13 protein-coding genes and 1 tRNA gene are annotated in these 15,570 nt (G+C 28.3%); all 14 read left to right on the plus strand.

Annotation, left to right across the window (positions count from 1 at the left end; genetic code table 11):
• Positions 1-10: 10 nt before the first annotated feature.
• The 14 genes from selD to E0E45_RS02415 all read left to right on the plus strand — a co-directional run bounded on the left by selD (position 11) and on the right by E0E45_RS02415 (position 15,568).
• The gene (selD, locus tag E0E45_RS02350; RefSeq protein ID WP_420026339.1) at positions 11-988 is read left to right on the plus strand and encodes a selenide, water dikinase SelD; all 978 of its coding nucleotides are present in this window, start codon (positions 11-13) and stop codon (positions 986-988) included.
• A 5-nt stretch (positions 989-993) separates the two neighbouring features.
• Positions 994-2,364 carry an L-seryl-tRNA(Sec) selenium transferase gene (gene selA, locus E0E45_RS02355; RefSeq protein WP_130889677.1) on the plus strand — a complete coding sequence of 457 codons (1,371 nt, stop codon included), beginning with the start codon at positions 994-996 and terminating at the stop codon, positions 2,362-2,364.
• The gene (selB, locus tag E0E45_RS02360; RefSeq protein WP_130889678.1) at positions 2,361-4,238 is read left to right on the plus strand and encodes a selenocysteine-specific translation elongation factor; all 1,878 of its coding nucleotides are present in this window, start codon (positions 2,361-2,363) and stop codon (positions 4,236-4,238) included. Before selA ends, selB begins: the two co-directional genes overlap by 4 nt.
• 20 nt (positions 4,239-4,258) lie before the next feature.
• Complete coding sequence (gene yedF / locus E0E45_RS02365; protein ID WP_130889679.1) at positions 4,259-4,834, plus strand: sulfurtransferase-like selenium metabolism protein YedF; 576 nt, start codon at positions 4,259-4,261, stop codon at positions 4,832-4,834.
• On the plus strand, positions 4,834-5,097 hold the full coding sequence (locus tag E0E45_RS02370) for a DUF3343 domain-containing protein (RefSeq protein ID WP_232044041.1): 264 nt from the start codon (positions 4,834-4,836) through the stop codon (positions 5,095-5,097). Before yedF ends, E0E45_RS02370 begins: the two co-directional genes overlap by 1 nt.
• A gap of 11 nt (positions 5,098-5,108) precedes the next feature.
• Positions 5,109-5,203 (plus strand) — tRNA-Sec (locus E0E45_RS02375).
• 227 nt (positions 5,204-5,430) lie between these two features.
• Entirely contained in the window at positions 5,431-8,418 is a 2,988-nt protein-coding gene (gene uvrA, locus E0E45_RS02380; protein WP_130889681.1) for an excinuclease ABC subunit UvrA, read from the plus strand.
• Positions 8,419-9,015 (plus strand): Holliday junction branch migration protein RuvA, encoded by a 597-nt coding sequence (gene ruvA / locus E0E45_RS02385; protein ID WP_130889682.1) that lies wholly within the window; start codon positions 8,419-8,421, stop codon positions 9,013-9,015.
• 18 nt (positions 9,016-9,033) lie between these two features.
• On the plus strand, positions 9,034-9,525 hold the full coding sequence (locus tag E0E45_RS02390; protein ID WP_130889683.1) for a thioredoxin family protein: 492 nt from the start codon (positions 9,034-9,036) through the stop codon (positions 9,523-9,525).
• 997 nt (positions 9,526-10,522) lie between these two features.
• The gene (locus E0E45_RS02395) at positions 10,523-11,884 is read left to right on the plus strand and encodes a sugar transferase (protein ID WP_130889684.1); all 1,362 of its coding nucleotides are present in this window, start codon (positions 10,523-10,525) and stop codon (positions 11,882-11,884) included.
• Positions 11,884-12,714: a glycosyltransferase gene (locus tag E0E45_RS02400; protein WP_130889685.1), complete on the plus strand. Its 831-nt coding sequence runs from the start codon at positions 11,884-11,886 to the stop codon at positions 12,712-12,714. Before E0E45_RS02395 ends, E0E45_RS02400 begins: the two co-directional genes overlap by 1 nt.
• Positions 12,715-12,716: 2 nt before the next feature.
• Entirely contained in the window at positions 12,717-13,889 is a 1,173-nt protein-coding gene (locus E0E45_RS02405) for a glycosyltransferase family 4 protein (RefSeq protein ID WP_005980594.1), read from the plus strand.
• Positions 13,873-14,904, plus strand: a complete 1,032-nt coding sequence (locus E0E45_RS02410; protein WP_130889686.1) for a dehydrogenase — start codon at positions 13,873-13,875, stop codon at positions 14,902-14,904. Before E0E45_RS02405 ends, E0E45_RS02410 begins: the two co-directional genes overlap by 17 nt.
• A 13-nt stretch (positions 14,905-14,917) precedes the next feature.
• Positions 14,918-15,568 carry a D-sedoheptulose-7-phosphate isomerase gene (locus E0E45_RS02415; protein WP_005980597.1) on the plus strand — a complete coding sequence of 217 codons (651 nt, stop codon included), beginning with the start codon at positions 14,918-14,920 and terminating at the stop codon, positions 15,566-15,568.
• Positions 15,569-15,570: the final 2 nt, after the last annotated feature.

The raw sequence follows: 15,570 nt of genomic DNA on the forward strand, positions 1-15,570 counted from the left end.
AGCCAGTAAAATAGGACCAGAGGTCTTAAGTGAAATACTTTCAAAACTTCCAAGTGTGGAAGATAAAAATTTAATAGTAGGGTTTGATAAATCAGATGATGCAGCAGTATATAAGCTTACTGATGATATAGCCATGATACAGACTTTGGATTTTTTTACTCCTATGGTAGATGATCCTTATGTCTTTGGACAAATAGCAGCAGCTAATTCATTGAGTGATGTATATGCTATGGGAGGAGTTCCCAAGACGGCAATGAATATAGTGTGTTTTCCTGAAAAAATGGATATAGATATCCTTGGAGAAATATTAAGAGGTGGAGCTGAAAAAGTTGCAGAAGCAGGAGCTGTCCTAAGTGGTGGACACTCTATACATGACCCTGAAATAAAATACGGACTGTCAGTTACAGGAATTGCTCACCCAGATAAAATATTAAAAAATCATGGATGTGAAACTGGAGATATTCTTATATGTACAAAGTCTTTAGGAACTGGAATAGTCACAACAGCTTCAAAAGTAGGACTTGCCAGTGAAAGAGCTTTAAAAGAATCAATAGAAAATATGACTGCTTTAAATAAATATGCAGGAGAGATTATAGTAAAATATCCTGTTACTGCATGTACTGATATAACTGGATTTGGATTTTTAGGACATTCTTTTGAAATGGCTGAAAATTCTGAGAAAACATTGATTTTTGAATCTGAGTTTATTCCTTTTATAGAAGAAGCAAAAGGATATGCAAAGGATTTTCTTATAACAAGTGGTGGGCAGAAGAATAGAAACTATGTACAGGAACACGTAGAATTTCAAAATATTCCTTTATGGATGCAGGAAATACTTCTTGATCCACAAACTTCAGGAGGATTATTATTTTCTATAAAAAAAGAGTATGTAAAAAAATTAATGGAAGAATTTGAATCTAAAAATATAAAAGCACATATAGTTGGAAGTGTTGCTGATAAGAGAGATAAATTTATTATTGTGAGGTAGCCATTATGGAGAAAAATCTGTTTCAAAAACTTCCTAAAGTAGATATTCTTATGAAAAGTGAAAAGCTGGAAGAGATAAGCAAAAATTTAAGTTATCATAATTATTACCAGGCTGTGAAAGATGGAATAGAATTTTTTAGAAATAAAATAAAAAACAGAGAGATAAATGATTTTACAGAAGATGAAGTAATTTTAAAAATAAAAGAATTCTCAGGAATTAAAAATAAACCAAATTTAAGAAGAGTGATAAATGGTACTGGAACTATAATTCATACTAATTTAGGACGTTCTATTTTTAATAAAAAAATAGCTGAAGATTTAGAAGAAATACTTGTAAATTACAGTAACCTTGAATATGATCTGGAAACTGGGAGCAGAGGAAGCAGATATTCTCATATAGAAAAGTTGATATGTGATATAACAGGCGCAGAGGGAGCGTTAATAGTAAATAATAATGCTGCTGCTGTTATTTTGTGTCTCAATGAATTTGCTGATGGTAAAAATACAGTTGTATCAAGAGGAGAACTAGTTGAAATTGGAGGGTCTTTTAGAATACCTGAAATAATGAAATTAGCTGGAACAACATTAAAAGAAGTGGGAACAACAAATAAAACTCATATTTTTGATTATGAAAATAATATAGATGAAGAAACTGCTGTTTTATTAAAAGTTCACACATCTAATTTTAAGATAATAGGTTTTACAGAGGGAGCAGATAAAAAAGATATAGCTGAACTTGGGAAAAAATATGAGATATTAACAATGGAAGATCTTGGAAGTGGTGTATTAGTAGATTTTTCAAAATATGGAGTACCTAAGGAGCCAACTATACAAGAGAGCTTAAAATCTGGAATTGATATAGTCACTGTAAGTGGAGATAAGCTTCTGGGAGGACCTCAATGTGGAATAATCTTAGGAAAGAAACCACTTATAGAAAGATTAAAAAAGAATCAATACTTGAGAGCTTTTAGAGTGAATAAAATAACTATTTCCATACTTGAAAATATTTTTCAATATTATAAAGATGAAAGAGAAGCTGTAAAAGAAATTCCTATTTTAAATATGATAACAGAAGAAAAGGAAAAAGTATTAGAAAGAGCAGAAAAGCTGTCAGCTATGCTTAAAGAAAGAAATATAGAAAACAATATAATTGAAACAGAATCTAAAATAGGCGGTGGATCAATGCCAGAAGAAACAGTGGAAAGCTATGCCATCTGTTTTAACGGAGATGCTGTTTTACTGGAGAAGAGATTCAGAGGAAATGATATTCCTATAATAGGAAGAATAAAGAATGGTTATTTTATTTTAGATGTAAAAACACTGAGAGAAAAAGATTTTGAAGAAATATTAGGGGCGGCTGAAAGGATATTTCTATGAGAAATATAATAATAGGTACAGCTGGTCATATTGACCATGGGAAAACAACTGTTGTGAAAGGATTGACTGGAAAGAATACTGATACTCTTCCAGAAGAAAAGTCAAGAGGAATGACAATAGATTTAGGGTTTGCCTTTTTTACTTTGAGTAATGGAAGAAAAGCTGGAATAGTAGATGTTCCTGGACATGAAAAATTTATAAAAAACATGACAGCAGGCGTTACTGGAATAGATATAATTCTTTTTGTTATAGCTTGTGATGATGGAATTAAGCCACAAACTTTGGAGCATGCTGACATTATAAAAATATTAGGTGTAAGAAATGGATTGATTCTTCTTACTAAGAGAGATTTAGTAGATGAAGCTAGAGCCACTGAAGTAAAAAAAGATGTAAGAGAGCTTTTTAAAAATTCATATTTAGAGAATAGTGTGATATTGGAGATATCTGATAAAGATATACAAAGTTTTGAAAAATTAAAAGAAGTATTAGAAAAAGAAATATTGAAAATAGAAGACTCTAAAGATGACATCAGAGATTTCAGAATGGATATAGATAGGGTATTTTCTGTAAAAGGTTTTGGAACAGTAATTACAGGGACTTCAAAGAATAGTAAAATATCTGTTGGAGATACTATGATGATTTATCCTCAGCAAAAAGAAGTGAAGATAAAGGGAATAGAAAATCATGGAAATAAAGTGGAAACCTTAGAAGCAGGGAATAGATGTGCTTTGAATATAAATATAGATCCTAAAGAGATAAAAAGAGGAAACATTATAGCTAAAAAAGATTCTCTTATTATTTCTAATAGAATAGATTGTGTTTTTACTCTTTTAAAAAGAAGCAGTAATTTTAAAAATAATCAAAGAGTAAGAATAAATATTGGCACAGAAGAACTCATAGGAAGAGTAAAAATATTCCTTCAAGATGAGATATCCTCAGGAGATAAAAAATTTGTACAAATAGAGCTTGAGAAAGAATCAGCTTTTTCTGCAGGAGATGTAGGAATAGTCAGAAGCTTTTCTCCAGTAAATACTATTGGAGGAGTAGAAATAATAAATATTCCTGAAGAAAGAAAAAAAAGAAAAGACTTAAAATACTTAGAAAGATTAGAGATTCTTTCATCTAAAAATAAACATAAAAAAATAGAGAATCTGGTATTAAACAGTAAAGATGTCTTTGTAGATAAAGGAAGTATATCACTTCTTTTGGGAGAAAAAATAACAGAAACAGAAATGAAAGACTCTCCAAATACAGAGAAAGTATCTGAGGATATTTATGTAAATACTATTAAGCTGGAAAATTTAAAAAATGAAATCTTAGAATATGTAGAACAATATCATCAAAAATATCCATTATCTGTTGGAGTAAAAAGATCAGAGCTAAAAAATAGATTTTTTGAAAATTATTCAATAAAGGTGTATAATATAGCTCTAGAGTATTTTAGAAAAAAAGATATTATTACAATATCAGAAGAATATATTTTTAAAAAAGGTTTTAGAATAAAATTAAATAAAGAGCAGAAAAAAATGAAGGAAGATATATTTTCACTATATAAAAAAAGTGGATTTATTCCACAGCAAATAGAAGATATAAGAAAAATATTTGAAGATAGAAATCTTTTTTCAGAAATTCACTCATATATGCTTTATAATTCTTTTATTATAGGGTTAGGAGAAAAAAACTTTATGCTTAGAGGATTTTTTGCAGAAAGTGAAAAAAAGATAAAGGAATATCTTGAAGAAAATGGGAAAATAACTTTAGCAGAAGCTAGAGATCTATTTAAAGTTAGTAGAAAATCAATTCTTTTAATATTGGAAAAATTAGATGAAAATGGAGTAACAAAAAGAATTGATGAATATAGGGTTTTAAAATGAATATATCAGGAGGTAATATCATGATAAAAGTTAATGCAGTAGGACAAACTTGTCCAATTCCTATTATAATGACAAAGAATGCTTTGAAAGATATAGAAGAAGGAGAAGTGGAAGTATTAGTTGATAATAAAATATCTCTTGAGAATCTTCAAAAAATGTCAAAAGAAATGGGTTATGACTACAGTATTGCTGAAACTGGTGAAGTTTTTAAAATAGTTATCAATAAAATAAAAGAAGAAGTAGAAGAATTTGAAGATGAAGATAATACAGTTGTTGTAATAGATTCTATGTACATGGGAAAAGGCGATCCTGAACTTGGAAGAATACTCATGAAAGGGTTTATCTATACTCTTACTGAGGTGGAAGTTCTTCCTAAGACTGTAATTTTCTATAATGAAGGAGTAAAACTTGCTGTTGAAAATTCTGAAAGTTTAAAAGATTTGAAAAATCTTGAAGAAAGAGGAGTAGAGATACTTTGCTGTGGAACATGTGTTAATTTTTATGGGTTGACAGATGAGGTAAAAATTGGTACTATAACTAATATGTATAATATAGTGAATAAACAGCTGTATGCAAGAAGGATAATAAAACCATGATGAAAGAGGAAAAGTTTTTTTTACTTACTGCAGATTCTACACATCTTATAATAAAAAGTGAAAAAATACTTAAAGAAAATGGGATAGAATGTAGAATAATTCCACTTCCTTCTGAGGTAAAAGCAACTTGTGGTCTTTCAATAAGAACAGATATTGAAAATAAAGATATAGTTGATGAAATACTTAAATTTAATGGAATAGAATTGGATGGATATAGTGTAATAAAAACAGGATTAAAAAAGCATATAGAAAAATTAAATTAACAAGAGTAAATGGTGGCGGAGGAAAACTGGTGTTTTCAGCAGTCTTCAAAACTGTCGTGGTGGCTGAAAAGTCATTGGTAGGTTCGATTCCTACACGCTACCGCCATAAACAAAAATATATTAAAGCTGGGTGGAAATAAAATGATTTCTCCCAGCTTGTTTTTTATTTAAAAAAATGATATACTTATAAATGAATATAGTTAAAAGTGACTTGAATTGGTTTTGTAACCCTGTATATTTTTAGAAAAATTAATAGTTTGAAAAATATAAAAAATGGGTTATAATATTTGTAATGAATATAAATTAATAACGTTTTTAAATTAAGAGGTGTATATGTTAGATAAAATAGTAATAAGAGGTGCAAGGGAACATAATTTAAAAAATATAGATATTGAAATTCCAAAGAATAAATTTGTAGTTATCACTGGAGTAAGTGGAAGTGGAAAATCTTCTCTTGCTTTTGATACTATTTATTCTGAAGGACAAAGAAGATATGTAGAAAGTCTTTCTGCTTATGCAAGACAATTTATTGGTCAGATGAGCAAACCAGAAGTAGATAGCATAGAGGGACTGGCTCCAGCTATATCTATTGAGCAGAAAACTACTAACAGAAACCCTCGTTCTACAGTAGGAACTATTACAGAAGTATATGACTATATGAGACTCCTTTTTGCACATATAGGAACAGCTCATTGTCCTATCTGTGGAAGGAAAGTTGAGAAGCAAAGTACAGAAGAGATAACAGAGGGAGCGATAGAGAGATTCCAGGAAGGAGATAAGATAATAGTTTTAGCTCCAGTAGTAAAAGATAAAAAAGGTACACATAAAAATCTTTTTCTTAATCTTTTGAAAAAAGGATATGTAAGAGCAAGAGTAAATGGAACAATTCTTTATTTAGAAGACGAGATAACACTTGATAAAAATCTTAAACATAATATAGAAGTGGTTGTTGATAGACTTGTTTTAAAGAAAAATGATAAAGAATTTCAAAGCAGGCTGACACAATCAGTTGAAACTACTACAGAACTTTCAAATGGTAAAGTTATTTTAAATGTAAATAATCAGGATTTTGCATATAGTGAAAATTTTGCCTGTCCTGAGCATGATGAAGTAAGTATACCTGATTTGAATCCAAGACTTTTTTCATTCAATGCACCATTTGGAGCCTGTCCTGAATGCAAAGGAATAGGAAAAAATCTGGAAGTGGATGAAAATAAGCTGATAGATAATGATGAACTCTCTATTGTTGAGGGAGGAATGTATATACCAGGAGCTATGGCTAGAAAAGGATATAGCTGGGAAATATTTAAAGCAATGGCGAAACATCTGAAAATAGATATTAATAAGCCTATAAAAGATCTTTCAAAAAGAGATATGGAGATAATATTCCATGGAAGTGATACAAAATTTAAATTTGATTATGAAGGGGATGACTTCCAGTTTCATGGATATAAGCAGTATGAAGGGGCAGTAAAAAATCTGGAGAGAAGATATCACGAAACTTTTTCAGATGCAATGAAAGAAGAGATAGAAAATAAATATATGGTTGAAAGAATATGTAAAGTCTGCAATGGAAAGAGATTAAAACCAGAAGTCCTATCTGTCACTGTTGGAGATAAAAACATTATGGAGATATGTGAATTAAGTATAAAAGATTCACTTAAATTTTTCCTTGATTTGAAACTGACAAATAAACAGGAGTTTATAGCTAAAGAGATACTAAAAGAGATAAGAGAAAGACTTTCATTCATGATAAATGTGGGACTTGACTATTTAAATCTAGCTCGTGAAACAAAAACTCTTTCAGGAGGAGAAGCTCAAAGAATAAGACTTGCAACTCAAATAGGATCAGGTCTTACTGGAGTTCTTTATGTGCTTGATGAACCAAGTATTGGACTTCATCAAAAAGATAATGACAAACTTCTTGCTACTTTAGGAAGACTTAAAGATCTAGGAAATACATTGATAGTAGTAGAACATGATGAAGATACTATGCTGCAGGCTGATGAAATATTGGATTTAGGACCAGGAGCAGGAGATTTTGGTGGAGAAATAGTTGCTTATGGAAGTCCTAAGGAAATAATGGAAAATGAAGAATCTATCACAGGTAAATATTTAAAAGGTGATTTGAAAATAGAGATACCTGAAAAAAGAAGAAAGTGGAAAAAATCTATAAAAATAATAGGAGCAAAGGGAAATAATCTGAAAAACATAGATGTTGAAATTCCTTTAGGAGTAATGACTGTAGTTACAGGAGTAAGTGGAAGCGGAAAGTCTACACTTATTAATCATACTCTGTTCCCAGCACTTTTTAATAAGCTGAATAAAGGAAAACTTTACCCTTTGGAGTATAAAGAAATTAAAGGAATAGAGGAACTTGAAAAAGTAATAAATATTGACCAGAGCCCAATAGGAAGAACCCCAAGATCTAACCCAGCTACGTACACTAAGCTTTTTGACGATATAAGAACTATCTTTGCTGAAACAAAAGATGCCAAATTACATGGATTTACAAAGGGAAGATTTTCTTTCAATGTAAAAGGTGGAAGATGTGAAGCATGTCAAGGAGCAGGAATAATTAAAATAGAAATGAACTTCCTTCCAGATGTATATGTAGAATGTGAAGTATGTAAGGGAAAAAGATATAATAAAGAAACATTAGATGTTTATTATAAAGGAAAAAATATTTCTGATGTATTGAATATGAGTGTAAGAGAAGCTTATGAATTTTTTAAAGCTGTACCATCTCTTGAGAGAAAATTAAAAGTACTTATGGATGTAGGACTTGACTATATAAAACTTGGACAGCCTGCAACTACTCTTTCAGGAGGAGAAGCTCAGAGGATAAAACTTGCAACTGAACTTTCTAAAATGACAAAGGGTAAAACTATCTATATTTTAGATGAACCTACTACTGGACTGCACTTTGAAGATATAAGAAAACTTTTGGAAGTGCTGGATAGACTGGTAGAGAAAGGGAATACAGTAGTTATTATAGAACATAACCTAGATGTTATCAAAACAGCAGATCACATAATAGATATAGGACCTGATGGAGGAGACAGAGGTGGAACTGTAGTAGCTTGTGGAACTCCAGAAGAAATATCTGATGTAGAAAAAAGCTATACTGCTGTGTACATAGACAGAATGTTAAAAGGTGCTGGAAGAAAAGAAAATAAGAAAACTCAAAAGAAAAAAGCTAAAGTAGTTCCTGTATTTAACAAAACTATGCTAGAAGCTGCTGAAGAAGTACCTGTAATAGATTATGAGGAGAAACCTAAAAAAAGAGGAAGAAAAAAGAAAGAGGAGCTGGGGAAATAGATGTATGAATATTTGAGAGGAAAAGTTGAATATAAGAAACCAGATTATCTGGCATTAGATGTAAATGGAGTTGGATATAAAGTAAATATATCTTTAAGAACATATGATTTTATTAGTGTTGGAGAAGAAGTGAAACTATATATCTATAACTACATCAAAGAAGATGCTTTTAAACTCATAGGTTTCTTGGAAGAAAGAGAGAGGAATCTTTTCGAAATGCTTCTTGGAGTAAAAGGAATAGGAGTATCTCTGGCTCTTTCAGTAATGTCTACTTTTGATATAGATACAATCAGAGATCTGGTAGCAACAGATGACTATACTAATCTCAAAAGAGTTCCTAAGTTGGGAGAAAAGAAATCTCAACAGTTAATTTTAGATTTAAAAAGTAAATTAAAAACATTAGATGCTCTTTCTATAGATACAAGAAATGATGATGCAGCAAAACATCTCATGATAGAAGAGGAACTTATTTCTGCTCTGGAAGGATTGGGATACAGTAAAAAAGAGATAAATGCTCTTATCACTAGAGATGAACTTAAAAGTTTCAAAACTATTGAAGAGGCTATAAAAGGAGTGCTGAAAAAGGTTAATTACTAAATTTAGGAGGTATGAATTATGGAATATAAAGAACTATTTGAAACAGGAATGACATTTGATACATTTTTTAATATAGCAAGTGCATCTGAAAAAGAGAAAATCAAAGAAATAGCTTCAGTAGTAAAAATAACAGATGAGTATATTGAAAGAATCAAGAAAATAGATAAAAAATATAATTTTCTATTAAGTGCTGAATCATGGTGTCCATATGTTCGTGCAACAGTGCCAGTGCTTATGAAAATGATAGAGTTAAATCCTAATATAAAGATGAGTATAATAACAGAAGGAAGAGGATTTAAATTCCTAAGAGAGAAATTAGGAATACCAGAAGAGAAATATGTAGTACCTACTTTAGCTATACTTGATGAGAATTTTAATTTTGCTGCTAGATATATAGGAAGACCAAGTAAATATAGGAATATAGGATTTGAAAATGTAAGCAGTGAATATTTTAAAGGACATCGTTCTGATGATATTGTAGAAGAAATATTGGATAGAATGGGTTACTAAAAATTAAATATTGAAAATGGAGAAGGAATCTTAAATAATTAGGGTTCCTTTTTTTATGCCTAAAAATAAATTTAAAGTGTATATAAAAATAAGAAATGGTATATTTCTAGAAAAATAAAAAATTTTAAAAGAGAAAATATATAGTCTTTTTTTGATGAAAGACAATAAGAGAATAAATCTCATATAAATCAAGATATTTTAATTAATGTAATTAAGTTAAATAAAAGAAAAGAATAAAGAATATATGAAAAAGTAGCTATGTGAATTAAAAACTATTATATAAAGAAAAAATAAAAATAAGAAAGAAAAAGATAAGAAAAGAGAAATATAAAAAAACAAATAAAGTATGATGAAATATATAAAAAACAGATAATTGAAATATAAAAAAAGAAAAAAATTATATCAGAGGGGAAAAGTAAAAAAGTTCTAAAATAGAGAGGTAAAAAATGACTCCTTAAAAAATAAGGGTTCAAGTGATGTGAAAGTTCGCCTTATTACAATAAAGCGCCCTGTAGAAATCTCTTCAAGAAAATTTCTTTTGAAACTTTTTAGAATTATAGAATAGTATAGTGAAATAATACTACTAAAATAGAATATTGTCAATACCAAAAAAAGTCATAAGTTGATATTTTTAAGAAATGTTAAAACGACTTTGCTGAGTTTTGGATGTGTAAAAGTTCTCATTATTGTAATAATGCGAACTTTTTTCAATTTTATGAAAGTAGTAATTTTTACAAAACTTTAAAATTGATATTTAATTTTGAAAGCTGGAAAAAATATGAGAGTTAAGTTTTGGAAAAGAGTGAAAAAAAAGAGGTAGAAGTCAGACAATATAAGTTGAAATCTATCTATTTCAAATAATACTATTAATTGTATATTTAAAATTAAAAATATTACAAAATATATAAAATTAAGAAAATAAAAAAGAGAAATATATAAAATGAAAAAATATAAAAAAAGAAACATCTTAAAATAAAAGTCAAGGAGCAAGGGGAAAGTGAAAAGACAGAGTTCAAAGATTTTAATGATAGTATTACAATTCATATTCTATTTTTTAATAAATAAAATATTTAAAGTTCCAGATAGAATTATGTACAACACTTTCTTTATCTATCTTGCATTAAATCTTACTAAGAATATGTATTCCTTTAAAACTATACTTATATGGGAAGAACTGAAAAAACAACTTTTTGTTCATACAGAATATCTCATAGTAATGCTGATAAATGATGCAGCATTCTGGGGAAGTAAGTATATACCAGTTCATCTGATAGTGGGAATAACATTTACCTTCTTTAACTTAATCATAATAAAAATTATAAGAAATATATTTAGAAAATCATTGGAAAAAAGGCTTCTTATTATAGGAGTAGGAAATACAGCTAGAGAATTAACTCATGTAATAAAAGAAAATAATTTTACAATGTACAACTTACTGGGATATATATCAGCTAATTCTTTAGAGGGAGTTAATCAAAGTATAAGAGTAGAAGAAGAAAAGATACTTGGAAACTGCAGTGATATAGAAAGAGTAATAGAAGAGAATAATATAAATGAAGTAATAATAGCACTGCCATTAGCAGATAACAAGCAGATGTCAGAGATAATAAATAGATTGGATGGAAAAGTAAATAAGATAAAATTCACACCAGAATTAAATGGAACATATACTTTTAATTCAAATATAGAAGACTATGATGGAATAATGCTTGTATCTTCATACAATGGAATGAATAGAAGAACAAATAAATTTCTAAAAAGAAGCTTTGATATAGCTACAGGAATAGCTGGATGCATAGTGCTAGGAATACTTTATCTGATATATGCTCCAAAGATAAAAAAGGATGGTGGAAAAGCAATGTTTTTTCACACAAGAATAGGTCAGTATTTAAAAACTTTTAAAATGTATAAGTTTAGAACTATGTATGCAGATGCAGAGAAAAGGCTAGAAGAGATGTTGTCTAAAGATGAAAAACTCAAAGAAGAATATTATAAGAATTTTAAACTTAAAGATGATCCAAGAATAACAGAGGTAGGAAAATTTTTAAGAAAGACATCATTAGATGAATTTCCACAATTTATAAATGTAATAAAGGGAGAAATGTCATTTGTGGGTCCAAGACCAGTAGTACAAAAAGAAGTAGATTTATATTATGGAGAAGAAAATAGTAAAAAAATATTTGCAGTAAAACCAGGAATAACAGGAATGTGGCAGGCAAATGGAAGGTCAGATGTAGAGAACTATGATGAAAGAATAGCATTGGATCTCTACTATATAAGAAACTGGTCATTGTGGCTGGACATAATAATAACAGTGAAAACAATAAAGAATGTTATCGGAAAAAAGGGGGCATATTGATGGAGAAAACAAAAGTATCAGTTTTGATGTCAATATACTCTAAAGAAAAAGCTGAGTATTTTAGAAAAAGTTTGAATAGTATATTGGAGCAAACTTATTTGCCAGATGAAATAGTTTTGGTAAAAGATGGGCCTTTAACAGAGGAATTAGAACAAGTAATAAAAGAGTATAAAAATAAGATAAACATGAAAACAGTTCCTTTAGAAAAAAATAAAGGATTAGGACTAGCATTAAGAGAAGGAGTACTAAATTGTTCAAATGAAATAATAATAAGAATGGATACAGATGATATTATGCATCCTAAGAAAATATTTGAACAAGTAAAAATTTTTACTGAAAAAAAAGATTTAATCTTAGTTGGAACTAATGGATATGATTTTGATAAAGATAAAAATGATATTATTTCAGAAAGAATTTTACCTGAAAAGAATGAAGAAATTTTAAAATTTTCAAAAAGAAGATGTCCATTTATACATGCAGGAATAGGTTTTAAAAAAAGTTATGTAATAAAAGCAGGAAATTATCATGATTGTTTTTGGTTTGAAGATTATGATTTATTTTTAAGAATGTTGAAGTTAGGCAAAGGATATAATATTCAAGAAAATTTACTTTACATAAGGAGTAATTTGGATGTTTATGACAGAAGAGGAGGGATTTCATATATCAAAAATGAAATAAAAGCTTTAACAAAGTTTTATAAAGAAGGATATATGAATACTTATTATTATCTAACAAATATTGTAATTAGATCAGGGGTAAGAATTTGTGGAAATAGGCTAAGAAAAATAATTTATAAAAACTTTCTAAGAAAAGAGTTAAAAAAGAGGTGAAAATGAAAGAAATTTTATTTATAACGAATAGATTAAAAAAAGATAATAAAAGTGGAGGTTATTTAGGATCTAAAAGAAATTTAGAAAATATAGTAACTATTTTTGGAAAAGAAAAAGTTGATATCTATGATGTTATATCTAAAAATATTTTTTCAAGAATTGTGAGTATAACTTTTTTTAATAGATTAGAATCCAGTTCATTAATTATAGAAAATAAAATAATTAAGAAAATAGAAATAGAAAATTATAATATTATTTTTTTAGATAATAGTGGATTTGGTTATTTAGCAGAAAAAATTAAAAAAAAATTTCCTGAAAAGAAAATAATAATATTTTGCCATGATATTAATTATTGCTTTTTCTCTTCTATACTTATTGAATATAAAAAAGATAAATTTAATTTAAAAAGCTTTTTTAGAATATTAAAAGCTAAAAAAGAAATCTTTAATGCAAAAATAAATGAAAATAAATCTTTTAAAAATTCAGATAAGATTATAACTCTTAATAGCAGAGATACAAAATTATTAGAAAAAGAGTATGGGTATAAATCTAATGCAGAGATAGAAGTAACTTTACCTATACCTAAAATAGAAAAAGAATTAAAGAAATTATTTAATTCAGTAGAATTTAATTTACTTTTTGTGGGAACAGCAAGTTTAAAACCTAATTTAAATGGAGTAGAATTTTTTATAAAAAATGTTTTAGAAGGAGTAGAAGCAGATTTATATATTGTAGGCAAGGGAATGGAAAAATATAAAGAAAAATTTGAAAAATTAAATAAAAAAGTAAAAGTTATTGGAACAGTTGAAAATTTAGATAATTACTATTTAGATGCTGATGCAGTAATAGCTCCTATTTTTGCTGGAGGAGGGATGAAAGTAAAAACTGGAGAAGCGCTATCTTATGGAAAAACTATCTTTGGAACTATAGAATCCTTTCAAGGTTATGAAATGGATTATGACAAAGTTGGCGGTATTTGTAATTCTTCAAAAGAATTTATAGAAAAAATAAATAATTATATAAAATATTGGAAAAATAATGGAATGCCTAAAATAAATAAATATACAAATGAAATTTTTATAGAAAAATATAGCTATAATTCTTCAATAAAAAAATTTAAAAAATTATTTGAAGAACTAGAAGTGAAAGGAAATACAAATGATAATACGATCTAAAGCACCTTTAAGATTAGGACTTGCTGGAGGAGGAACAGATGTATCTCCATATTGTGATGAATATGGAGGAGTTGTGCTTAATGTTACAGTAGATATGTATGCCTATTGTACTATTGAGCCTACTGCTGATAATAGGATAATTTTTAATTCAGCTGATAGACATGAAATATTTGAAGGAGAGAGTAAGGATTATTTAGAAATAGATAATAATCTTTTGCTTCATAAAGGAGTCTATAATAAAATCGTTAAAAGGTACAATGATGGGAAACCATTATCTTTTAAAATGACAACTTATTCAGATGCTCCAGCAGGTTCAGGTTTAGGCTCTTCTTCAACAATGGTAGTAGCTATAATAAAAGCATATATGGAATGGTTAAATTTACCATTAGGGGAATATGATATAGCTAATTTGGCATATGAGATAGAAAGAATAGATTTGAATTTAAGTGGAGGGAAACAAGACCAATTTTCTGCTACATTTGGTGGATTTAACTTTATGGAATTTTATTCAGAAAATAGAGTGATAGTAAATCCATTAAGATTGAAAAAATGGATAAAAAATGAGATAGAAAGTTCACTTATTCTATATTATACAGGAACTTCAAGAGAATCTGCAAAAATAATTGATGAGCAAATCAAAAATGTAAAAGAAAAGTCTGAAAAAAGTTTAGAAGGAATGCATGAATTAAAGGAATCAGCCATTGAGATGAAAAATGCAATTTTAAGAGGTGACTTCAAAAGGTTTGCTGAGTGTCTAAAAAATGGATGGATATCTAAAAAGAAAATGTCAAATGCAATTTCTAATAATTTTATAAATGAAACTTATGATTTTATAATGAATAATGGTGGAAAAGCAGCTAAAGTATCAGGAGCAGGTGGAGGGGGTTTTATGATGATACTTTGTGATCCAAAAGAAAGATATGCTCTAATAGAAAAATTAAGAAGAAAAGAAGGGAAAGTTATATTGGCACAATTTTCAGAAAAAGGGGCACAGGCTTGGACTTTATATGAATAAGAGGTGTATAAAATTGAAAAAATCTACAAATATATTAATAGAGAATTTAATTATAAGATTTCCTAAATTATCTAATTGTAAGGTAGAAATAGAGAATTCAATATTAGAGATAGTAAATTGCTATAAAAATAAAGGGAAATTGCTAATTTGTGGCAACGGTGGAAGTGCTTCAGATTCTTTACATATAGTAGGAGAACTCATGAAAAGCTTTGTTCTTCCAAGAAAATTAGAAAATAAATATATAGATAAAATTAAAAATACATTTCCACAAGAAGCAGAATATTTTATAAATAACTTACAGAGCTCATTACCTGCAATAGCTTTGGTAAGTGAAATTTCATTGATAACAGCTTATAGCAATGATAATAATTCTGAACTTGTTTTTGCTCAACAGGTATTAGGTTATGGGAATGAAGGAGATATATTAATAGCTATAAGTACATCAGGAAATTCAAAAAATGTTATTTATGCTTCGCAAATATCTAAAATTAAAGGGATGAAAATAATTTCATTGACAGGAAAGTTTGGTGGAAAATTAAAAGATATATCAGATATAAATATAAATGTTGAAGAAGAGGAAACATATATTATTCAAGAATATCATTTGCCGATTTACCATACTCTATGTTTAGGAGTAGAAAATGAAATGTTTGGGGAGGAATAAAA

Source organism: Fusobacterium ulcerans ATCC 49185 (genome assembly GCF_900683735.1).
GTDB classification, from domain to species: domain Bacteria; phylum Fusobacteriota; class Fusobacteriia; order Fusobacteriales; family Fusobacteriaceae; genus Fusobacterium_A; species Fusobacterium_A ulcerans_A.

Excerpts from the sequence above, each read along its gene's own strand:
- selA (WP_130889677.1), top strand. The coding sequence starts at position 994 with ATGGAGAAAAATCTGTTTCAAAAACTTCCTAAAGTAGATATTCTTATG.
- selB (WP_130889678.1), top strand. The coding sequence starts at position 2,361 with ATGAGAAATATAATAATAGGTACAGCTGGTCATATTGACCATGGGAAA.
- yedF (WP_130889679.1), top strand. The coding sequence starts at position 4,259 with ATGATAAAAGTTAATGCAGTAGGACAAACTTGTCCAATTCCTATTATA.
- E0E45_RS02370 (WP_232044041.1), top strand. The coding sequence starts at position 4,834 with ATGAAAGAGGAAAAGTTTTTTTTACTTACTGCAGATTCTACACATCTT.
- uvrA (WP_130889681.1), top strand. The coding sequence starts at position 5,431 with ATGTTAGATAAAATAGTAATAAGAGGTGCAAGGGAACATAATTTAAAA.
- ruvA (WP_130889682.1), top strand. The coding sequence starts at position 8,419 with ATGTATGAATATTTGAGAGGAAAAGTTGAATATAAGAAACCAGATTAT.
- E0E45_RS02390 (WP_130889683.1), top strand. The coding sequence starts at position 9,034 with ATGGAATATAAAGAACTATTTGAAACAGGAATGACATTTGATACATTT.
- E0E45_RS02400 (WP_130889685.1), top strand. The coding sequence starts at position 11,884 with ATGGAGAAAACAAAAGTATCAGTTTTGATGTCAATATACTCTAAAGAA.
- E0E45_RS02405 (WP_005980594.1), top strand. The coding sequence starts at position 12,717 with ATGAAAGAAATTTTATTTATAACGAATAGATTAAAAAAAGATAATAAA.
- E0E45_RS02410 (WP_130889686.1), top strand. The coding sequence starts at position 13,873 with ATGATAATACGATCTAAAGCACCTTTAAGATTAGGACTTGCTGGAGGA.